The organism is Oxynema mangrovii CENA135 (assembly GCF_016632315.1).
Taxonomy (GTDB): Bacteria; Cyanobacteriota; Cyanobacteriia; order Cyanobacteriales; family Laspinemataceae; genus Oxynema; species Oxynema aestuarii.
Genome location: NZ_JAEOXH010000001.1, coordinates 1,055,553 through 1,076,432, shown reverse-complemented (window position 1 = coordinate 1,076,432; position 20,880 = coordinate 1,055,553). Strand labels below are relative to the sequence as shown.

Genomic DNA, 20,880 nt, shown 5'->3' with positions numbered 1-20,880 from the left:
CGAACAAACCGCCCTAGAGACTGCCAACCTTCCGATTGTCAATGGTTTCTACATCTTCGAGTCTCCCTCCCGACCGCGATCTCGTCAAACAACAGGCCCTCGACCTCGGCTTCCACAAAGTCGGCATCGCCGCCGTCGAACCGCCCCCCGCAGACGCCGCGCGACAGTTACAAACCTGGTGCGATCGTGGCTACGGCGCCGAGATGGACTGGATGGCGAACCCGAAACGCCAAGACATCCGTCAAGTGATGCCCGAGGCGCGATCGCTCATCTGCGTCGCCCTCAACTACTACACCCCCACCCCCCACAGCGATCGCCCGGATCGCGCCAAAATCTCCCGCTACGGTTGGGGACGGGACTATCACCGGGTCATGCACAAAAAACTCAAAGCCCTCGCCACCTGGTTGCAAGCTCAAGGGGACGGCATCCAAGCGCGCTATTATGCCGATACCGGACCGATTCAGGATAAAGTCTGGGCGCAACGGGCGGGGATCGGCTGGATTGCCAAAAATAGCAACGTCATCACCCGGGAGTACGGGTCGTGGGTGTTTCTCGGGGAAGTGCTAACGAATCTCACTTTAGAGAGCGATCGCCCGCATACGCAACATTGCGGCAGTTGCACGCGCTGTATTGATGCCTGTCCGACCGGGGCGATCGTCGAACCCTTCGTCGTCGATGCCAATCGCTGCATCGCCTATCATACCATCGAAAATCGATCGCCCGACCTTCCCGACAACATCAAATCTCACTTAGAAGGCTGGGTCGCCGGGTGCGATATTTGTCAGGACGTTTGCCCCTGGAACCAGCGTTTTGCCACCGCAACCGACGTCAGTGAATTTCGACCCTATCCCGAAAACATCGCCCCGACCTTCGCCGAACTCGCCGAACTGTCGGACACCGAGTGGGATCGGCGATTTCGCGCCTCCGCCTTGCGACGGATCAAACCCCAGATGTGGCGACGCAATGCTAGGGCAAATTTAGATAATGTGAGAGAATGAACTGTTTTAAAAATAAGTAGCGGGAGGAAACGAGTTGCGGCGATCCGCCTTAGAAATCGCCACCGCCGCCGCCGCCGCCACTACCACCGCCACCATCGCCGCCGCCACCATCGCCGCCGCCACCATCGCCGCCGCCATCACCGCCACCATCGCCGCCGCCATCGCCTAGACTCGGGACCAAACTGCGCCACCATTGGCTAAACCAAGGGCCAAAATAATAATTGGCTACGGTGTAGTCGCGATGGCTAACCAAACAGGGGATAAGTTCTTCTCTTTCTTCCCGATAATTGCAACAATGGCAATGGTAAACAATGCGGTATTTACCCGCACTCCAACGGGTCGGCTCGTATAGTACGCTCTTCTGTTTAACGAGCGTTAATTCCTGACAGTTCGGACAGTAATCGAATTGCTTGCTGCGATCGCCTAAATACCGACGAATGTGAAACGGTATTTTAAATTTTAAACTGCAATGGGGGCAATACCAGCCTTTCACTTTGATACTGCCCAATTGTTCGGCAACTTTTTCCGGAGAGGTTAGGTAAATTTCTAGTATATTTTTACTAGGGGAAATCATTCTGTGATGGCATTTTTTACAGTAATACTGCGGCCACCAATATCCAGTTAAGTTAAATAAGTTCCCCAAAAAATTGGAGAGTGGAAAGCCCAGTAACATCGCCATACAGATGACAATCGACCACTGTAATTGAACATCAAAATTCGGTAAAATTGATAATAAATTTCCGAACAAAAGCAGAATTAAAGCAACGGTAAACCCAAAGAAGACTGTTTTAATAAAGATCTGGATAAGGATTGGATGATTAAAAACAGCAAGACAATAAAGAATAAAACCCGGGAGAGATAAAAACAAAGAAAAGCTGGATATTAAAATTAGCAAATAAACGAACAATATCGTATTCGATAGACTGAGACTCACGAGAGTTAATAAAATTAATGCAAAACAGAATAAATAAGCCAGAGGATATAGAATTCCTCTCATTTCATTGGGATAATTGGTGCGCGATCGCCCGGTGGGTTCGATGAATATTGCCTTTTGTAGGTGCCAGCTTTGGCTGATATAGCCGATAATTATCGCGATCGATGCCAGAACAACAGCAAATATCGCTCCCTGGCGTTCCCGGCGATCGAGTCGTTTTAAAAAAAAGGGTCTTTATCAATGATTCCTCCCTCAAACGTTTCGTCACTTAAAACATCAATTAACGCCCGAGTTCCTTCGAGCATTCCCGTATCAAAATCGTTGGTTTTAAAATACGGTAAAATGTGGCGATTGAGGATGTCTAAAACTTGAGCATCCGGTAAAATCGCTTCGATTCCATAACCCGTCTCGATTTCGACTCTGCGATCGCCGGATGAAGTTAAGAATAAAATGCCGTTATCTTTACCTTTTTTGCCAATTCCCCAAGTATTAAACAATTCCGTTGTAAAGGTTTTTACCGATGGAAACGGATCGGTATCGGGAACGGTCACGATCGCAATTTCGGCAGTCGTTTCTGCTTCCAAGGTATCGATTAACTGATTTAACTCTCGTTCCGTCGCCGGACTGATGATATTGGCCATGTCCGTGACCCATCCCCCATATTCTACTCGGGGATTGGGAACGTCCTGAATGGCGATCGCCCCGGTCAAACTCGGAGATAAAACAATAGATAAAGCGACCAAGAATCCTAAACCGAGAAAACAAATGGTTTTGATTAAATGAGGGAGTTTCATCGTCTTCTCTCCATAACGATAGGAAAGAATAGAAATTGATGTGAAGATGACTTAAATTTGGATCCAAGCGATCGCCTTTCCCGGGATCGTAGCGCCAACTTTGAAAAACGTTGCGATCGTTAAACTTCTTGTTAATCCAGTGCAGGGTGGCGAACCGCTCCTTTCATTATAGCTAGTCATGTTCTTTCGCTACCCTGTATTAGAAGCTTTTCTAGAAATGTCAGAAACTCAAAAGCTGCCAGGGAATACATCGACGGGTAAATCATCCAGAAACCTGTGCCTCAAGGCAAACACGGCATCCTCTAGCAACAGAGAATAGAGCGAACCGCTCAAGCGTTTCCCGCACTACGCTGCACTTTTGGCGGACATTCCCTCGTGTCCGATATTGCAGTTTTTCGCAGCGCCCGTATTCCCACCGATCGCAATAGGGAAGTTGCCAATAGGTTCGACCTCCATCCCGCTTGGACGATTGAAATTCTTTCCCCCAACTCCAGTCATACCCGAGTTGTCCTTAGTCTCCTGCACTGTCTCGATTTCAGTACGGAAATGGGTTAGTTAATCGACCCAGAGGAAGGGTGCGTTTTTGTTTACGAAGCAGACAAGCAAGTGAGAATTTGTGACGATGCAGCGTCGATCTTACCCGTCCCTGAGTTTACCAGAGCAGTGCGGCTGAGTGTCGCCGACCGATTCACCTGGCTGAAGGTATAGAAAGGAGGCGCAAAAATTGTTCGCCCCTCCATCGGGGCAGTCCTCTAATTTATGCCCGATTAATTTATACCCGATCGCTGCCATCCTGGAAAAGAGCGAGATCTTGCCATCCGCAATGGGGGAAGCCTCCCGTATCTCCCCGATCTTGATAAACTGGCAATAGCAGCGTCCGGCGATCGCCCGCGCTTGCGTTCTCGCCTTCGTGTTATTGCTGTCATCCCTAAAAATCTACCTTGCTGGCTCTCATTCACAAGATCGGAGAAATTATCGCCCGTTGGTGGTCGGAGTTCACCCTCCAAACCCGCTTGATGGCGGCGGCGACTTTGGTCGTCTCCTTAATTATGAGCGGCTTGACCTTCTGGGCGGTCAACACCATTCAACAGGACGCCCGCCTCAACGATACCCGCTTCGGTCGCGACTTGGGTCTGCTGTTAGCGGCGAATGTCGCCCCCCTCGTCGCCGAAGATAACTTAACTGAAGTCGCCCGCTTTTCCCACCGTTTCTACAGCAGCACGACGAGCATCCGCTACATGCTCTACGCCGACGCAGAAGGAAAAATCTTCCTCGGGATTCCCTTCTCGGAATCGGAAGTGCAGAATTCCCTGACCATCCAACGGCGCATCCAGTTACCGGAAGCGGCGACGAGCAATTTCGAGCTGCCGATGGTGCGCCAACACCAAACCCCAGATGGCGAAGTCACCGATGTTTTCGTCCCCCTGATTCACGAAGGGGCCTATCTCGGGGTCTTGGCGATCGGGATTAACCCCAATCCCACGGTGGTCACCTCTTCTAACCTTACCCGAGACGTGACGATCGCCGTTTTTGTCTCCATCTGGGTCATGGTGATCTTAGGCGCCGTCTTCAACGCCCTGACCATCACCAAACCGATTAAAGAACTCCTCCTCGGCGTTAAAAATATTGCCGCCGGAAACTTCAAACAGCGCATCGACCTCCCCCTCGAAGGGGAACTCGGGGAATTAATTTGCAGCTTTAACGAAATGGCGGAACGTTTGGAGCGCTACGAAGAACAAAATATCGAAGAACTCACCGCCGAAAAAGCCAAACTCGAAACCCTCGTTTCAACGATCGCCGACGGCGCCGTTTTACTCGATACTTCCCTTCAAGTCGTCTTGGTCAATCCCACCGCCCGCCGCATTTTTGGGTGGGAAGGGAAAAACGTCGTTTCTGAAAATGTCCTCGACTACCTCCCCACCCCCGTCGTGGCGGAACTGACCAGCCCACTGTACGAAATTGCCGCCGGAAATGCCCTCACCGGGGGCTATCCCGCCTCGGACAACGCCACTCCCTCGGGAGATTACGCCGGACGTGAAGGTGGCGAATTCCGCATTACCCTCACCGAACCGAATCGCCGCACGGTCCGCATTTTGCTGACCACGGTACTGCTGCACAAGTCTCCCGGAAACGAGCCGTTATGCAGTAGCTGTACCTACAATCTCGACGATACCTGTACGTTCCCGGAACGCCCGGAAGCGAAAGAATGCACCCTCTACCACGACAGTTCCAAACCCAATTTGGCGGAACAATATCGGGAAAGTCTCAAAGGAATTGCGATGACCGTGCAGGATATTACCCGGGAGGTGGAACTCAACGAAGCCAAAAGTCAGTTTATCAGCAACGTGTCTCACGAGTTGAGAACGCCCCTGTTTAATATCAAGTCATTTATCGAAACCCTGCACGAATACGGCGAAGACCTCAGCGCCGACGAGCGATCGGAGTTTCTCGAAACCGCCAACCGCGAAACCGATCGCCTCACCCGCTTGGTCAACGACGTTCTCGACCTCTCGCGCTTGGAATCGTGCCGGGTGTACCACTTCGAGGCGGTCGATATCGCCCAACCGATCGAGCAAACCTTGCGAACCTACCAGCTCAATGCCAAAGATAAGGGCATCGAACTGATCCAAGATATCGAATCCGACCTGCCCCCCGTGGTGGGCAATTACGATCTTTTATTGCAAGTCTTCGCAAATTTGGTAGGCAATGCCCTCAAATTTACGGAAACGGGCGGCAAAGTAGCGATGCGCGCCTATTTACTCGACACGGGCGATCGCGTTCACGGTCGCTGGGAACGGGAACACTGGATCCCCAATCCCCGATGTTCCCTGACCCCGGAAGGCGGCGATACTCCGGAACGGGTCCGCATCGAAGTCGGGGATACGGGAATCGGAATCGATATCGAAGATCAAGAAATTATTTTCGATCGCTTCTCCCGGGTCGAAAACCGCGTGCATACTCTCGAAGGAACTGGGTTGGGACTGTCCATCGTTAAAAATATTATCGAAAAACACCATACCCAAGTCTATTTAGTCAGCGAGGTCAGCGTGGGGACGACCTTCTGGTTCGATTTGGCGGTCTATCGCGAACCGGAGAAAACTCAGCAAGAACCAGGCGATCGTGTTCCGGCGATCTCTTCTGGAGAAGAAACGCCGACCCCAGTCAGCTAACGCCGAAATCCGGAAATCGGGAGTCTCAAACCGATGCAAATCCTCATCGTCGAAGATGAAGCGGAAATCGCTCAAATTATCCGCCGGGCCCTGGAAGCAGAGGGGTTCACCTGTGAAACCTGTCGCGACGGTCTGGCGGCGTTGCAAATTTTCCAAGCGCAAAAACCGGATTTAATCGTTCTCGATTTAATGTTACCCGGTCTCGACGGACTCGAAGTCTGCGCCCGCATCCGCCAGCAACCCGGACCGAAAGACCCCTACATCCTCATGTTGACCGCCCGAGGAGAGGAAATCGATCGTGTCATCGGTTTATCTACAGGCGCCGATGATTATCTCGTCAAACCCTTCAGCCGTCGGGAGTTGGTCGCCCGCGTCCGCGCCCTGTTGCGGCGCAGTTTGCGTCAAGGCGGTCAAAGTCAGCTCTATCAAACCCGTCATTTTACCGTCGATCTCGATCGCCGCAGCGCCACGCGCCACGTCTCGGACGAGGAATCGCAACCGTTAGATTTAACGGCGTTAGAGTTTAATTTATTAAGTACGTTTTTGAGTTATCCCGGGCGGGTGTGGACGCGATCGCAACTGATCGAAAAACTCTGGGGTGACGACTTTTTTGGAGACGAACGAGTGGTCGATACTCATGTAGCGAGATTACGCAAAAAAATCGAACCCGACCCCGCGAATCCGACGTTTATTAAAACGGCGATCGGTGTCGGTTATAAATTTGAAGATGAAACCTGAACTATTCTCAATCCCCTCAATAGCTCAATCTAAAATCTAAAATCTAACATCTAACATCTAACATCTAAACTCCCTCATGGGTTTGCGATCGCGCTTATTTTTCTCTCATTTACTCGTCCTAGTCGTCGGTATTGGCAGTCTCGTCATTACCGGAAAACTTTCATCGCCGCGCTTATTCGTGATTCATCTCGAACAACTCGAAGGACGCGGATTTAACTTGCGCTACGTCCGAACTTCCCTCGTCGATGTTTTTGAAACAGCCTGGAATCGAGGCACCTTTTGGTCCGTAATTGTCGGAACTTCCGGCGCGGGAATTTTGAGCTATTGGCTGGCCCAACGCATCGTACAACCATTAACGCAAATGGAAAAAATTACCCAAAAATTTGCGGCGGGAAACCTCGAAGAACGAATGCCAAATAGTGAAATTCCCGAACTGAATCGCTTTAGTACCAGCTTCAACCGCATGGCGGCGAGTTTGCAAGATGTCGAAAAGCGACGCCGAGAATTAATCGGCGATCTCACTCACGAATTGCGAACCCCATTGACGATCGTGCGCGGTAATTTAGAAGAACTCGAAGACGGAACCCTGGCGCCAAATCCGGAAGTTTATCACCGTTTGGTCACAGAAACTCGCCGTTTAGAACGTTTAGTCAACGATTTACAAGAACTTTCTAAAGCAGAAGCTGGATATCTCCCCATCGATATTCAACGTCTCAATATTCGTCCCCTGTTAGAGAATTTAGTTGCCAAATTTGCCGACCAACTGCTCGAAAACGGACCGCAACTGGTGTTAAACTGTTCCTCACCATTGCCGTTGGTCTTGGCGGACGGCGATCGTCTCGAACAGGTTTTAGTGAATTTATTGGGAAATGCCTTGCGTCATACGGCGTCTGGGTCGATTACCGTGCGCGCCTGGGGCGATCGGCGATCGTTATGGATCGAAGTGAGCGATACCGGAAGCGGAATTGCTCCTGAAGATTTACCTCACGTTTTCGATCGCTTCTGGCGCGCCAAAGGCGGACGCGGTACCGGAACGGGAATCGGTCTGGCCATTTCGCGCCGTTTGGTCGAGTTACAAGGCGGTCAAATCCAGGTTAAAAGTCAGCTAGGGGAAGGAACGACCTTCCGATTTTCTCTCCCGTTGGCTTAGAAGGGACGAATCATTGTTCGTCCCTTCTAAGATTCATTAACTAATGATAATCTTGAATGCAGACGCTGTTACCACTACTGCTATAGATGTTGCTTTAAAGATTATATACCAAGCCACAGCTCCAGCCAATAGTAAAATTACTAAAGGAATAATAATTAAATGAATAATAATCATTGCTGTTCGCCCAATGCCATCTGCATCACCCGCGCTTATCCCTGCTACACTACCCTCTGACTGAAATACTGCCCCACAAGATTCGCATAGTTGGTTCCAGGCAGCTTCTAAAGGAGCTTGGGCGATTTCATCTAAAGTTGAAATGGTTTACCTCGGGTAAAGGTTTGAAGGTTTTAGCTGGCGTAACGTTAAAAATAGACTTTTGTTTCCCCTTGTTTTAGGATAGACTAGCTAATTAACTATTGAAAAGCGGAAAAAGACGGGTATTTCTACAAAAAGGCTACAAAAAGCGAAATAGAGCGGATATATACGGATTGAGGCGGATTGAGTCGGGTATAATAGCTCATGTTGGTACGTGGCCGAGCCTTATGGAAATTCGTGAGGTACTGCAGTTCGTCGATGAACTCGTTTATGCGAAGACAGGTCAATATCTCAACGATTTACAGCGAGGGATTATCGAGGGGACGCTGAAACGACAAAAGTATGCTGATATTGCAGACTTCTATGGATGTACCCCGGGTCACGCGAAAGATGTGGGGTATGAGTTGCTAAAATTGCTGTCGGATATCTTTGACGAACCTGTGAATAAGCAGAATCTCAAATCTGTGTTAGAACGACAGGGGAATTTAAACATCAATTTTAACCGCACTCATATTATCGGAGCCAAGAAAAATATTATTGGTTATATTAATATTTGCTCCGATCGCCCTGCTAAGACTTCTGATTATAATGGATTTGAAAAATCTCAATCGAAGCCGACAAATACAGACATTTCAGATACTACAACAATTGAAAAACTGCGTCATTTTGGCTTGAATGACGAACAGATTGCTGATGCATTGAAACTTCCTATAGAAGTGGTTAGTTCTATATAATTTGGTTCATAAAACTCTCTATAGTAATCTTAAATAAAGTAGAAAAATCAGAAGAATGACAGTGACTTATTTTTGTCTAAATCATTCCCTTCGCTACCGCCAAAAATAGCCCCTCTGTTGACAAGATCTTGCCGTTGGGTCTCACTTAAGCCGATCCCCGCACCAAAATGACAGCCGAAAACGATCGCCTCCGTCCAAATAGTTTCATTGAGGGTTGCACCGGATAAATTAGCATCAGTTAAGTTTGCTCGCGTAAAGTTCGCAAACAATAGATCGGCTTCAATTAACCGAGTTTTGGTTAAATTGGCACCGCTTAAATTGCCGCGAATCAAGTTGGTGCGATCGAGGATTAAACCGGATAAATCTGCACGAGACAGATCGGGAAATTTAACTCGTTTGCGCCCCTCAAGAAAGCGCTTTACACAAGCAATATTTGTCTTAGTTTTTGGCATTTTAATTAAAAAGTCATATCGCGCTAAACCGAGCTGTTTTAGGGTTTGCCAGCGCCGTTCTGGGGGACTTTCGAGGAAGGCGATCGCGCTAGGAAATGCGGGAGATGCAGAAGTTATCGTCATGGCGGATAAAATATAGCATTTTTCAAGACAATGACATAGAACTCGGATCCCCCTAAATCCCCCTTAAAAAGGGGGACTTTATTAGACTCCCCCCTTTCTAAGGGGGGTTGGGGGGGATCGTCCATAAAATGGATCGTATATCGAAATATTAAGATAACCAGTGGGATAAATCTCGTTCGATTAATGTTTGCAATTTTAGAATATCTTCGCGGTAAATATCGCGCAGTCGTCGGCGATGTTCTTCGGAGAGTTGTGGCTTTTTGTTCTCTGTATTGAGCGCGAGTAATTTAGATTTGAGCGATCGCAGTCCTTCTCTAACTTTGAACGGAAATAGTCGTTTGAGGATCGGCAAAATTGGTGCGGCGATTTTTTCTGAATTTCGCAAAACTCGATTGAGTTTTTTCGATTTGGGAACTTGCGACACTTGTGCTTTTTTCGTCGTATCTGGAATAAAATTAGGATCGACTTCGAGAAAATGGTACATTTCTTGCATAAATTCGATCGTGTTCTTTCTTAAATCGTCGTGAAGAAAGACTTTAATTTGTTTGAAAGGGAAGCGATCGCGGTAATGTTGCAACTGTTCGGCGTAAAAGCCTTTACGAATAATAAAAGAACTGGGAGAATTGAGGCGATCGTCTAAAGTTTTATCGTCGATCGCATCGCGAATATGCATTAAATGGTCGGAATAGGCGCGATCGATAGGATTGCGTAGAATTAAAATAAGTTTGGCATTTGGGGTATATTCTAAAATGCGATCGGCTGCAGTTTCGTAGAGAAAATGACAGTTTGGCGAAGTCGTTCCGATCGCGGTTTCCGTCGTAACGTCGCGAAACTGGTCTTCAAAAGATTCTAAAGACAATACTTTGTTATATTTCATTTCCGGCGCGATCGCTTCTGCATCCCAATTTTTTTCTAAAAAGCTGGTTTCTTTAGCTGGACTCATGTAGATTTGGGGATGTTGTTTTAAATAGTTATAAATTGAGGTCGTGGCTGCTTTTTGAACGCCGATAATAATAAAGTTGGGTAAAGTCATTTTTTTAGGAATTGCAGATAGAATTTAAGGTGGTTAATCTGCCAATGTTTGATATTGGTCTTCGTTGGAATTAGAATAACGAGTCAGAAAAGGGTGGGTGAATTCCCGTTTTAGGTTTTCATGACCGATCGCGAATCTCCCCACCTTTGTAGGAGCATTAAGAATCAATTTCTGCCAGTTCCATCCAGCGTTCCATTGCAGATTCGATCGCCTCCGTTAACTGTTCCAGTTGCGCGTGCATCTTCTGCACTTCAGTGACGGCGCCGGGTTTGGCATTATATAAAGATTTTTCTAATTCTTCTTTTTCTTCCTCCATCTCGGCGATTTTTCTTTCCAAACCTTCATATTCTCTGCGCTCTTTAGAAGACAATTTTCGCTGGCGGTTTTTATCCCAAGACAAGCGCGGTGATTTTTCAACTTTGCCATTTTCGGCGGTCGGTTTTTCCTTCTCTTTTTCCCGTGCAGCTTGTTTCGCCGCTTCTCGTTCTTCTTCTTGCTTGAAATCGAGATAAATCGAATAGTTTCCGGGATATTTACGGATCTGTCCATTCCCTTCAAAAGAGAAAACGGTGTTGATAGTGCGATCGAGGAAATAGCGATCGTGGGAAACGACGATCGCGCAACCGTTGAAGTCTTCGAGATAGTCTTCTAAAACCGCTAAGGTTTGGACGTCGAGATCGTTGGTCGGTTCGTCCAGAATTAAAACATTGGGCGCACTCATGAGGACGCGCAATAGAAATAACCGCCGTTTTTCGCCGCCGGAAAGTTTGTGTAAAGGTAAATATTGCCGTTCGGGAGGAAAGAGAAACCGTTCGAGCATTTGGGAGGCACTAATCCGAGTTCCATCGGCGGTTTGGACGTATTCGGCTTCTTCTTTTAAATAGTCGATGACGCGCTGATTTTCGTTCATAGCGTCTTGAAGCGGTTCGCTATGTTGGTCGAAGTAACCGATGTGAATAGTGCTGCCAATTTCGACTTGTCCGATATCGGGGTCGAGGCGTCCGGTAATTAAGTTGAGCAAGGTAGATTTTCCGACGCCGTTTCCGCCAATAATACCGACGCGATCTTCGGGGGTAAATTTATAAGTGAAGTCGCGGACTAAAAGGCGATCGCCGTAAGATTTAGAGATGTTTTCAAGTTCGATAACTTTTTTGCCAATTCGGCGGCTGGGGGTGGAAATTTCGACTTTACCGAGACTTTCTTTAAACTCGGTATCTTGCATTTCGTGGATGCGATCGATGCGGGCTTTTTGTTTGGTACTGCGCGCTTTCGGTCCGCGTTTGAGCCATTCGAGTTCGCGCCGTAAAACGCCGTAATGTTTGCGTTGTTGGCTGGCGGCGACGTCTTCGGCGAGGGCTTTCTTTTCGAGGTAATAGGAATAGTTACCGTCGTAGGTGTAGAGGTCGCCGCGATCGACTTCGACAATACGATTGGTGACGCGATCGAGAAAGTAGCGGTCGTGAGTGACGAGGAGGATGGCGCCGCGAAAGGTATTGAGGTAACTTTGTAACCATTCGACGGAGATCGCATCGAGATGGTTGGTGGGCTCGTCCATCAGGAGAACGTCGGGATCGCACAATAAGGCGGCGGCGATCGCGATCCGCTTGCGATATCCGCCGGACAGGGTGGCGATTTGGGCGTCGAAGTCTTCGATTCCGAGTTTGGATAAGATAATTTTGGCTTGGGTTTCGAGTTCCCAGGCGCCGGATGCCTCCATTTGTTGCATGACGGCGGACAGGCGGGACATCAGTTTTTCGTCTTGGGGCGATCGCGCGATTTTGTGAGTTAAATCTTCGTATTCCCGCACTAAAGCCATGAGATCGCCGCTATCGGCAAAGACTTGCTCTAACACCGTGCGATTTTCGTCTAAATCTGGGTCTTGAGGCAAATAGACAATTCTCAAGCCGGAATTGACGAGCAGTTGACCCCCATCAATCGGTTCGATTCCCGCTACGATTTTGAGTAAGGTGGATTTTCCCGAACCGTTGACGCCGATCGCCCCAACTTTATCCGTCGGTCCGAGGCTGAAATTGGCATTTCGCAGGATTTCTTTGATACCGAAGTCTTTTTGAACGGATTGCAGGGTGACGATGCTCATCGGGGTGTTGGTAAGGAAAGCGCTCTTCTAAGAGCAATCCTAAATCATTGGCGCGATTTTTTCTGAAGTGCAAGGGGCGTTCGCGAAGTGTCTGCGTTCGCTGAGCGACTCCAAAGGAGTCGGCAGAATCGGGTGGCGGGGCGGGCGTCCGATAAGATTGAGGGGGCGATCGCGCGCCGTCGGGCCAGTCAACGGCGATCGGGGTTCGCCGATCCCTCAAAGAAGGGCGATTCAGGGCGATCGCGTTAGTAAAGATATCCTTTAATAAACGGTTAAAAATCGCTGTAAAATACGAAATTGTCGATCCCTTTCGGGTTTGCGTCCGAGAAGGACGGGCAAATGCGTCGATAGTCCAGTTTATGTTTACTCGAAGGGGAGAAAATTCGAGAAGGGGGAAGACTCGGGGCGATCGCCCGCCTCGATGAGAATTGGCCGCTCGCACGAACAAACAAGATGAATCAACCGCCAATCACACGCCGACCGATCGTCGATTCCGATGTCGCACTCATTCAACTGTGGGTGCGCCAAAAAGCATCGAAACAACGGCGCGCCGATTGGTTGTTAGCGAAACAGTTTTTACAGGTGTGCGGCAAACCCCTAGGGGCGATCGCCGTCGAAGATTTGCACCGCTACGTGCAGTTTTTGATGGCGCGCCGCCAAAGACCGGAAATCATTAGCCAAAAGGCGATCGTCCTGCGATCTTTGTTCGATTTCGGCTATCAAATTGGTTATTTGTCCCAGATCTTACCTGCGGAAAGTTGGCCGACCGTGGAGGGGCGATCGCGATCGCGCCAGCAACGCCGTCGGCGCACCCTCGCCGCCACCATTACCGTCATCCTCTGTACCCTAGTCTTGGGAGCGACCATTCAAGCCTTACCGAGTCAGGAACCGCCCCCGGAGGTGACGGAACAGGAGGTTCGCGAATGGGGAAAGCACGTTCTACCCCGAGACGATCGCCACGACCCGGAACGAATTTCGGCGCTGAAAGTCGCTTATATTAAGGCATTTCTCGACATGCTCGCTTGGGCCGAAGGAACCGAAGGACCGAACGCTTACCGAATGCAGTTTACGGGAACGACCTTCGAGAGTTTCGAGGATCACCCCCGAGAGCTGAAATGCGGTTGGCGCCACGGTCGCCAACTCTGTTCCGATGCGGCAGGTCGCTATCAGTTCCTCAGTACGAGTTGGGATCGCATGGCTCGCAAAATCGGCGCCCGGGATTTTTCCCCGGAAAATCAAGATCGGGCGGCGATCGCCATGTTGGAAGAGTACGACGTGTTAGAAGATATAGAAGCGGGCTGGTTCGATATGGCGGCTCTCGAATTAATTCCCGTGTGGCCTTCCTTGCTCGATGTCGGCAATGGCGACCGACGGCGGGCGATCGCGCGCTTGAAACCTGTTTACCGCCAACGCTTGCAAAAATATCGCCAAGGCTTGTAAAGTCCACGATCCAGGTCGATCTACCTCGATCGCGACGGCGATCGCTCCCGGATTTATCCGCTCGATGCTACCATTTCTCAAGGGCGATCGTATCTTGTCAGCGACAAAGATCGCACCCCCGAGTGATCTCGTCCCAACCCCTTTCTGACGATCGTCACAGAAATTTTTGAAAATTTTCAGCATAATCAAAGTATTTAGAACAGGGGAGAGGTGCAAAGTCCTCAATTATGTTTGTAACGCAGGCCAGCGCTAGAACGTTTTTCTGATTTTGCCAACTCGACGCGATCGGCTCAAAATTTTCATCCGAGTGATGGAAAATGCCCGATCGCGATCGGGGTGGATCTCGACTCGAAAATTCAACGCCGATCTAGCGCAATACTGTATCCCACACCTCATGTAAGCCGTTGAAGAGTCGATTAAAATCGGATTGATCAAAAATTGAGTTTGGGTGAGATAGAAATGTTTAACTCCACGGCACTCCTGATCGACGCTTTCGTCCAACAACTCCAAGCGGGCTATCATCGGACTTACGGCGGTTACAAATCCGACTACGCCGATATTATTGCCTGGGCTGGCAATATGGCTCTGGAAAATATTGCCAATAGCGACGCTTTATATCACAACGTCGAACATACGATCCTCGTCACCTTAGTCGGTCAAGAAATCTTGCGCGGCAAACATATTCGCGAAGGCGGCGTTTCTTGCGAAGATTGGCTACACGCGATTATTTCTTTGCTCTGTCACGATATCGGTTACGTCAAAGGCGTTTGCAGGGAAGATCGTGCCGAGGAAAACTTGTACGCCACGGGTCGTGATGGGATGAAAGTCACCGTCCCCGTCGGCGCGACCGACGCCAGTTTGACCCCCTATCACGTCGATCGCGGTAAATTGTTCATCCAAGAGCGCTTCGGCGGTCATCGCCTGATCGATGCCGAAGCGATCAAACGCAATATCGAACTGACTCGTTTTCCCGTTCCGGCGGACGAAGATCATAAGGATACCTTCAATTATTCCGGACTGGTCCGCGCTGCCGATTTGATCGGACAATTGAGCGACCCGCGTTATTTACAAAAAATTGGCGCGCTCTTCTACGAATTTGAAGAAACTGGAGCGAACAAAACGTTAGGATACCGTCACCCGGATGACTTGCGTAAAAACTACGCCAAGTTTTATTGGAATGGGGTTTATCCTTACATTACCGATGCGTTGAAATATTTGGGATTGACTCAAGAAGGCAAGCAGATTATGGCGAATCTCTACGCAAATGTCTTCCGAGTCGAACACGCTGAGGTCAGTTCCGATTCCGCTTCCGAGGTCGCTTGAACTCTTCGAGCCGATCGCGCGATCGTTAGCTTATCTCTTGTTTTTGACGTCGGACTGCATACTTCGTCCGGCGCTTTTTCTCAGGGTGTTATTCCCGGTGTCTTGTCCTCACGAGAGGCGATCGCCCCCCATCGATCCGGACAATTTTTATCTGGCCGATTTAAAATCTAAACTTTACAGGCTAAAAGTGAAAATAAAAAACCCCCAGTTGGCTGACCGGGGGTGGACTATCAGGGTGCATCTATTAAGGATTTCGCGATCGCTCTCCGTCGATCCGGACAATTTTTATCTGGCCGATTTAAAATCTAAACTTTACAGGCTAAAAGTGAAAATAAAAAAACCCCTGGTTGGCTAGCCAGGGGTGGTACATCAGGGTGCATCTATATTGAGAATTCGGATATCCTCTCACTCATCCGGATGGTTTTCATTTGGTCGATCGAAAATCTAAAATAAAAAATCTAAAATAAAAAACCCCCAGAACGAGCCAGGGGGTTTGGACATCAGGGTGCATCTACCACGGTGTAGATTCCGACACAACAGGGCGCGATCCGGAAAAAATGCGCGATCGCTCGTTGCCTATCGTTGCGTGTCCTTGGGTGCAGTTGCCCGCCGTTTCTAAACCGCGATTTTCGCTTCTTGAGGAGTAAGGGCCGAGACACCAGCCATATCCAGAATTTCCGGGATCAAATCTTCTCGGCGAACCGCCATCATGTGAACGCCATGACAGATCGATCGCGCGTGTTGCACCTGTTCCGCCGCAATTTTCATGCCTTCGCGAAGGGGATGTTTCGCCTCAGCCAAACGGGCGATCGTTTCGTCGGAAATGTGGACGCCGGGAACGCAACGATTGATAAAGGCGGCATTTTTCGCCGACTTGAGTAAAAAGATTCCGGCGAGAATTGGCTTGTCCGTTCCCGAAGCAATTTCGTTCATGAACTTGTCGAGGCGATCGAAATCGCAGATCATCTGACTTTGGAAAAATTCCGCTCCCGCTTCCAGTTTTCGTTCAAAGCGACTTTTGAGACCCGACCAGCTTTTTAACTGCGGATCGACTGCCGCGCCGGGAAATAAATCCGTCGGAGAGTCCGTGAGGGGATTATCGTTAAAATCCGTACCGCTATTGAGTTTTTTAATCAATTTGAGCAAACGCACCGATTCCAACTCAAACACCGATTTGGCTTTCGGGTGGTCGCCTGCTTTAATCGGGTCTCCAGTCAAGGCTAAAATATTGCGAATGCCGAGGGCGTGAGCGCCCATCAAATCCCCTTGAATACCGATCGCGTTGCGATCGCGACAGGCGATTTGACAGATCGGCTCGATACCGTGTTGCAGTAAAATCGCGGAAGTGGCGACGGGAGACATCCGCAACACGGCCCGACTGCCATCGGTCACGTTGACGGCGTGTACCCAATCTTTGAGTTGGCGGGCCATTTCCACCGTATGCGAGGCATCGCTACCTTTGGGCGGCATCACTTCGGCAGTGATTAAAAATTCTCGCGCTTCGACGGCGAGACGGAAGCGCGATCGCGCTAAAGGCTGTTGTGTCATAGTTGTGTTGTTATGTTTCAGTGGTCAATGTTCGACCCCGATGGTGTGGCAGCCATCCAGATCCCATAAAGTGATGGATTGAGGCTGTCGAGAATGAAGCCAGGGAGAGCGTGACTGCTTCCCTGTCTCCCGTCGCGATCGCCCCGTTCCGAGTTTCGGTCTCCTTTTTGCGAGTGTAACTGAGTGGAAGTAACGCAGGGGGGGTTATAACGGCATCGAATAACCCAAAGCCGCTTTTACCTTATTGAGGGTCGGATTGGCGATCGCCTCCGCTTTTTCCCGTCCCTCTCGCAACACCGATTCGAGATAGGCGCGATCGCCCATGACCTCCTTATATTTCTCCTGAATCGGTTTGAGCGCCTCTAACGTCGCCTGGGTCAACAACGGCTTGAACTGACCCCATCCCATGTCCTTACATTCTTTGGCAACCGCTTCCCGGCTTTTCCCGGACAGGAGTGCGTACAGGGTCAGCAAATTATGGCACTCCGGACGTTGTGGATCGTCAAACCACAAGCCGCGAATCGGGTCGGTTTTGCAGCGCTTGATCTTTTTGGCGATCGCGTCCGGCGGATCGAGCAGGTTAATCCGGCTCATATCCGACGGATCCGATTTTGACATTTTATTGGTACCGTCGGTCAAACTCATCACCCGCGCCCCTTCTTTGCGAATTAACGGTTCGGGGACTTTGAGGACGGGTTCGTCATCGTTCCCAAACTGATGGTTAAATCGAGCGGCGATATCTCGGGTCAGTTCCAAATGCTGTTTTTGATCTTCGCCGACGGGGACTTTATCGGCTTCGTAAAGCAAAATATCCGCCGCCATTAACACCGGATAATCTAACAATCCGGCGCTGACATTTTCCCCCTGACGCACCGCTTTTTCTTTAAACTGGATCATGTCTTGGAGCCAGTTTAACGGGGTGATGCAATTGAGCAGCCAGGTCAGTTCGGTATGGGCGCGAACGTGCGACTGAATAAAAATCGTGGCACGATCTAAGTCAATGCCACAAGCTAAATACAACGCCGCGATCGTGTAGGTATCTTGCGCCAGAGTAGCGCGGTTGTGCGGAACCGTAATCGCGTGTAAATCGACGACACAGAAGAAATTTTCATACTGACTCTGCGCTTCTACCCAGTTGCGGATCGCACCCAAATAGTTACCGAGATGCAGATTGCCAGTGGGTTGGACTCCTGAAAGAATGCGCTGCTTACCCATAGGTTGCCGTTACAAACTGATTTTTTGACAGGACAAGGAACTTGGCTGGAGAACATTCCTGGGTGCTGAGGAAGATTCTCAAAGCGTTTGTCGAAATGCACGCCAAAGGACATACAATCGGACATCTTAACAAATCTTCGCCCCTCACCCAATTGCCTCCCGGCTTGCAGAGGACGGATTGTTGATGCCATATTGGGGGCGATCGCCCTCGGGGGAGTGATACGATTGAGGAGCGGGAATTGTTTTAGACAGCCGCAAGCCCGTTGCTTTGTTGCCGTAGATTCGTTGGCTCGATCGTCCGAAACGATCCCGATACGCGATCGCGACTTTTCCCCTTAGCGAATCAGGAGACCGTGGTGGATAAACTGCGCTCTAAACCGATGTCGTCGGAAGTCAGCATTACCGATGACATCGATGCAACCCTCATGTTTCGAGAAGTGCAACAGTTTCGTCAGCCTTGGATTTGGGTGGTACTGTCGTGCAGTTCTCTGGCGGCCCTTTATGTTGCCGCGATCCCGTTTGTATTAGATTCCAACTCGGAAGATACCCTCGTCGTCCATATCATTCTGATTTTATTCGGGATTATCTTTGGCGTTATTTTCCCGATTCTGTTTTACACGACTAAATTAATTACTGAAATTCGCAGTGATGGTTTATATCTGAGTTTTTATCCGTTGCTGTTTTCTCGCATTAAAATTCCTTTTGAAAATATTGTCAAAGCGGAAGTCAAAATCTACCATCCTTTACGGGAATATGGGGGATGGGGCATCCGTCACAGTCCGACGGGGAAGGCGTACAATGTCAGTGGCAATCGCGGGGTTCAGTTAGAACTGGCCAACGGCGAGCGAATTTTAATCGGTTCTCACAGTCCCGAACAACTGGCGCGCGCGATCGCCTTTTCCCGAGGGAGATAGGGGGAAGTGGCGAATTGGGTTGGCGCGATCGCACGATGAAATTTCTAGGGGTCGATTTGGGGTGGAGTTCTGGCAAAAGCGGCTTGTGTTGCTTGGTTTGGCGGGGCGATCGCCTCTATTTGGACTCGTCAGAGTGCAAGCTCGATCTTGACGATATTTTCGCCTGGATCGAGGCGATCGCCCCCCGTCCGCAAACTGCCTTAGTCGCCGTGGACGCGCCGACGGTGATTCCCAATGCGACGGGAATGAGAGAAGCGGATAAACTAACGCACAAGTATTTCGGACGCTATCACGCCGGGTGCTATCCGGCGAATCTCAACAGTCGTTTTGCGGCGCGAACGGTCGGATTTGGCTGTCGTTTGGAAGCGTGCGGTTTTGCTCATGCGGCGCAAATCGAGCCCAAAAAACCGGGTCGCTATCAAATTGAAGTGTTTCCCCATCCGGCAACGATCGCCTTATTTGGATTGGAACGCATTTTAAAGTATAAAAAGGGAAAATTAGGCGATCGCAAGCCGGAATTAATGAAATTGCGTCAATATATAGTCGATCGCCTGCCTCAGTTAGAACCGCGTTTGTCTTTAGACACCGACTGCGATTTACTCCGCCTCAAACCCGCCGATTTTAATGCCGAAGTCGAATCGTTTAAAGGAAAACAGCTCAAAGCCTTAGAAGACCGCTTAGATGCGTTGCTTTGTGCGTATATCGGCGCCTACTGGTGGTACTGGGGGCGCGATCGTACCTGGGTTTTCGGCGATCGCGCCTCCGGTTACATCGTGATTCCGGCGATCGTCAATTGACCGATTCTTGAGAATATTTTTCGTCTAAATCAGTGAGTTCTTGTAATAATTCGCGATCGTTCGACGTTGAAATAGGATCGGGACTTTCCTGGGGATTGACTGTTTGAATTTGCTCTTGCAATTTTTTCCCTAATTCTATTGATTTTTCTTTAATGTCTGGGTCTTGTAATAATTCGGGATTTTCCTCTAGCAATTCTATGGTTTGTGAAGATGCTTGCTGTTGTAATGTAGCAACTTCGGCATTCCCAATCAAAGTAATGTTGGTGTCTAAAACTTCAGCAACATCCTCTTTGATTTCGGGAGTTGGAGAGCCACTGGCCTGCAAAGTTGCTCGTAAAGCTTGAGTTTTTTTATCCTGAGCCGTAGAAAGTTGCTCGGCTAATTGATTATTTTTAGACTGTTGTCTTTGAAATGCTTCTGAAATAGTTGTTAAAGTCGCTAAGCTTTGTTGGGGAAAGAAAAAGAACAAAGAACCAAAAAATGAAAGCGCTAAAGTTTTTCTCTTTTGAGCGTTATGGCTGGGCGCCCCTAACAAACACAGGGTTAGAATAGAAGAACCCGTACAGGAGAGCGCACCAAAAACAACTTTTTGTGTTGTCTCGTTTAAAGCGGGTGTGGATTTATCCGGTGCCATAGGTTCTACCTTAAACACACCACAAGCGGCAATTAATACCCCAAAAATCGCACCGATAAAAGCAGGAAGCAAAATATAAACAAGGGTATTTCTCGACCATATCCCACCTCCACTAGACTCTTCTAAGATTTTTTCCAAAACCAAGTTTTGCTGCTGAATATCTTGGTGAATTACTTGTAAGCTAGAGTCAAGCTTATGAATATCGGGATTAGAATCGTTGGTTAAATGCTTTTGGTAAGTCATGGCGATATCGTGCAATTCTGATTGATTTTTTTAAATTCACGATCGCTTTTCCAATGCAAACCCGATCGATCCGAATTGCTACTTCAGAAATTAACAATTAGTCAATTTAGTTTAAATAACAATATGTTTTTAAACATCGATCGCAGCGATCGCTTCAGTCGATCGCCGCTCTTGTTTTAATTTTTAATAAAAATCGATTGAACTTCAAAAGGGGGCGCAGAATCTAC

Annotated in this window: 18 protein-coding genes; 10 read left to right on the top strand and 8 right to left on the bottom strand. The window is 49.0% G+C overall.

Translation table 11 applies throughout. The features are described from left to right. The first annotated feature begins 41 nt into the window (after window positions 1-41). A complete protein-coding gene (gene queG / locus JJD41_RS04175) occupies window positions 42-998 on the top strand; it encodes a tRNA epoxyqueuosine(34) reductase QueG (protein WP_200664847.1) in 957 nt (318 codons plus the stop codon). A 49-nt stretch (window positions 999-1,047) separates the two neighbouring features. Here queG and JJD41_RS24610 read toward each other — a convergent pair whose 3' ends face one another. Then, entirely contained in the window at window positions 1,048-1,572 is a 525-nt protein-coding gene (locus tag JJD41_RS24610) for a hypothetical protein (RefSeq protein ID WP_234488499.1), read from the bottom strand. Between the two features lie 578 nt (window positions 1,573-2,150). Further along, entirely contained in the window at window positions 2,151-2,726 is a 576-nt protein-coding gene (locus JJD41_RS04165) for a TPM domain-containing protein (protein ID WP_200664845.1), read from the bottom strand. Window positions 2,727-3,101: 375 nt separating this feature from the next. Between JJD41_RS04165 and JJD41_RS24605 the strand changes: the two genes are divergently transcribed. The 5 genes from JJD41_RS24605 (at window position 3,102) to JJD41_RS04140 (ending at window position 8,833) form a co-directional block, all read left to right on the top strand. Next, window positions 3,102-3,281, top strand: a complete 180-nt coding sequence (locus JJD41_RS24605; protein ID WP_370583720.1) for a PDDEXK family nuclease — start codon at window positions 3,102-3,104, stop codon at window positions 3,279-3,281. A gap of 386 nt (window positions 3,282-3,667) precedes the next feature. Next, entirely contained in the window at window positions 3,668-5,896 is a 2,229-nt protein-coding gene (locus JJD41_RS04155) for an ATP-binding protein (protein ID WP_200664844.1), read from the top strand. 33 nt (window positions 5,897-5,929) lie between these two features. Beyond that, window positions 5,930-6,634 (top strand): response regulator transcription factor, encoded by a 705-nt coding sequence (locus JJD41_RS04150; RefSeq protein ID WP_168570494.1) that lies wholly within the window; start codon window positions 5,930-5,932, stop codon window positions 6,632-6,634. A gap of 76 nt (window positions 6,635-6,710) precedes the next feature. Then, on the top strand, window positions 6,711-7,784 hold the full coding sequence (locus JJD41_RS04145; RefSeq protein ID WP_200664843.1) for a sensor histidine kinase: 1,074 nt from the start codon (window positions 6,711-6,713) through the stop codon (window positions 7,782-7,784). Between the two features lie 542 nt (window positions 7,785-8,326). Beyond that, entirely contained in the window at window positions 8,327-8,833 is a 507-nt protein-coding gene (locus JJD41_RS04140) for a hypothetical protein (RefSeq protein ID WP_200664842.1), read from the top strand. Between the two features lie 47 nt (window positions 8,834-8,880). On the opposite strand, the gene JJD41_RS04135 is transcribed toward JJD41_RS04140, so the two are convergent. The 3 genes from JJD41_RS04135 to JJD41_RS04125 form a co-directional block, all read right to left on the bottom strand. Further along, window positions 8,881-9,408, bottom strand: a complete 528-nt coding sequence (locus JJD41_RS04135) for a pentapeptide repeat-containing protein (RefSeq protein ID WP_200664841.1) — start codon at window positions 9,406-9,408, stop codon at window positions 8,881-8,883. A gap of 148 nt (window positions 9,409-9,556) precedes the next feature. After that, complete coding sequence (locus tag JJD41_RS04130; protein ID WP_200664840.1) at window positions 9,557-10,441, bottom strand: sulfotransferase family protein; 885 nt, start codon at window positions 10,439-10,441, stop codon at window positions 9,557-9,559. A 157-nt stretch (window positions 10,442-10,598) separates the two neighbouring features. Next, window positions 10,599-12,539 (bottom strand): ABC transporter ATP-binding protein, encoded by a 1,941-nt coding sequence (locus tag JJD41_RS04125; protein ID WP_200664839.1) that lies wholly within the window; start codon window positions 12,537-12,539, stop codon window positions 10,599-10,601. Window positions 12,540-12,992: 453 nt separating this feature from the next. Between JJD41_RS04125 and JJD41_RS04120 the strand changes: the two genes are divergently transcribed. Beyond that, window positions 12,993-13,979, top strand: a complete 987-nt coding sequence (locus JJD41_RS04120; protein ID WP_200664838.1) for a glycoside hydrolase family 24 protein — start codon at window positions 12,993-12,995, stop codon at window positions 13,977-13,979. Window positions 13,980-14,438: 459 nt separating this feature from the next. Beyond that, a complete protein-coding gene (locus tag JJD41_RS04115) occupies window positions 14,439-15,302 on the top strand; it encodes an Npun_R2479 family HD domain-containing metalloprotein (protein ID WP_168570488.1) in 864 nt (287 codons plus the stop codon). A gap of 615 nt (window positions 15,303-15,917) precedes the next feature. Here JJD41_RS04115 and JJD41_RS04110 read toward each other — a convergent pair. Further along, window positions 15,918-16,850, bottom strand: coding sequence for a methylenetetrahydrofolate reductase (locus tag JJD41_RS04110; RefSeq protein WP_200664837.1), 933 nt, complete (start codon window positions 16,848-16,850; stop codon window positions 15,918-15,920). Window positions 16,851-17,054: 204 nt separating this feature from the next. Then, window positions 17,055-18,065, bottom strand: a complete 1,011-nt coding sequence (trpS, locus tag JJD41_RS04105) for a tryptophan--tRNA ligase (RefSeq protein ID WP_200664836.1) — start codon at window positions 18,063-18,065, stop codon at window positions 17,055-17,057. Between the two features lie 356 nt (window positions 18,066-18,421). Here trpS and JJD41_RS04100 point away from each other — a divergent pair, with 356 nt between their 5' ends. Together JJD41_RS04100 and JJD41_RS04095 are read left to right on the top strand one after the other, a co-directional pair. Beyond that, window positions 18,422-18,979, top strand: a complete 558-nt coding sequence (locus JJD41_RS04100) for a DUF6141 family protein (RefSeq protein WP_200664835.1) — start codon at window positions 18,422-18,424, stop codon at window positions 18,977-18,979. 35 nt (window positions 18,980-19,014) lie between these two features. Next, window positions 19,015-19,776, top strand: a complete 762-nt coding sequence (locus tag JJD41_RS04095; protein ID WP_200664834.1) for a DUF429 domain-containing protein — start codon at window positions 19,015-19,017, stop codon at window positions 19,774-19,776. Here JJD41_RS04095 and JJD41_RS04090 read toward each other — a convergent pair. Continuing rightward, entirely contained in the window at window positions 19,769-20,653 is an 885-nt protein-coding gene (locus JJD41_RS04090) for a hypothetical protein (protein WP_200664833.1), read from the bottom strand. The two genes, JJD41_RS04095 and JJD41_RS04090, sit on opposite strands and share 8 nt — an antisense overlap. Window positions 20,654-20,880 lie beyond the last annotated feature (227 nt).

What these genes read in the sequence shown, in the direction of transcription:
- queG (WP_200664847.1), top strand. Translation starts at nt 42, where the DNA reads ATGGTTTCTACATCTTCGAGTCTCCCTCCCGACCGCGATCTCGTCAAA.
- JJD41_RS24610 (WP_234488499.1), bottom strand. Translation starts at nt 1,572, where the DNA reads ATGATTTCCCCTAGTAAAAATATACTAGAAATTTACCTAACCTCTCCG.
- JJD41_RS04165 (WP_200664845.1), bottom strand. Translation starts at nt 2,726, where the DNA reads ATGAAACTCCCTCATTTAATCAAAACCATTTGTTTTCTCGGTTTAGGA.
- JJD41_RS04150 (WP_168570494.1), top strand. Translation starts at nt 5,930, where the DNA reads ATGCAAATCCTCATCGTCGAAGATGAAGCGGAAATCGCTCAAATTATC.
- JJD41_RS04145 (WP_200664843.1), top strand. Translation starts at nt 6,711, where the DNA reads ATGGGTTTGCGATCGCGCTTATTTTTCTCTCATTTACTCGTCCTAGTC.
- JJD41_RS04140 (WP_200664842.1), top strand. Translation starts at nt 8,327, where the DNA reads ATGGAAATTCGTGAGGTACTGCAGTTCGTCGATGAACTCGTTTATGCG.
- JJD41_RS04135 (WP_200664841.1), bottom strand. Translation starts at nt 9,408, where the DNA reads ATGACGATAACTTCTGCATCTCCCGCATTTCCTAGCGCGATCGCCTTC.
- JJD41_RS04130 (WP_200664840.1), bottom strand. Translation starts at nt 10,441, where the DNA reads ATGACTTTACCCAACTTTATTATTATCGGCGTTCAAAAAGCAGCCACG.
- JJD41_RS04125 (WP_200664839.1), bottom strand. Translation starts at nt 12,539, where the DNA reads ATGAGCATCGTCACCCTGCAATCCGTTCAAAAAGACTTCGGTATCAAA.
- JJD41_RS04120 (WP_200664838.1), top strand. Translation starts at nt 12,993, where the DNA reads ATGAATCAACCGCCAATCACACGCCGACCGATCGTCGATTCCGATGTC.
- JJD41_RS04115 (WP_168570488.1), top strand. Translation starts at nt 14,439, where the DNA reads ATGTTTAACTCCACGGCACTCCTGATCGACGCTTTCGTCCAACAACTC.
- JJD41_RS04110 (WP_200664837.1), bottom strand. Translation starts at nt 16,850, where the DNA reads ATGACACAACAGCCTTTAGCGCGATCGCGCTTCCGTCTCGCCGTCGAA.
- trpS (WP_200664836.1), bottom strand. Translation starts at nt 18,065, where the DNA reads ATGGGTAAGCAGCGCATTCTTTCAGGAGTCCAACCCACTGGCAATCTG.
- JJD41_RS04095 (WP_200664834.1), top strand. Translation starts at nt 19,015, where the DNA reads ATGAAATTTCTAGGGGTCGATTTGGGGTGGAGTTCTGGCAAAAGCGGC.
- JJD41_RS04090 (WP_200664833.1), bottom strand. Translation starts at nt 20,653, where the DNA reads ATGACTTACCAAAAGCATTTAACCAACGATTCTAATCCCGATATTCAT.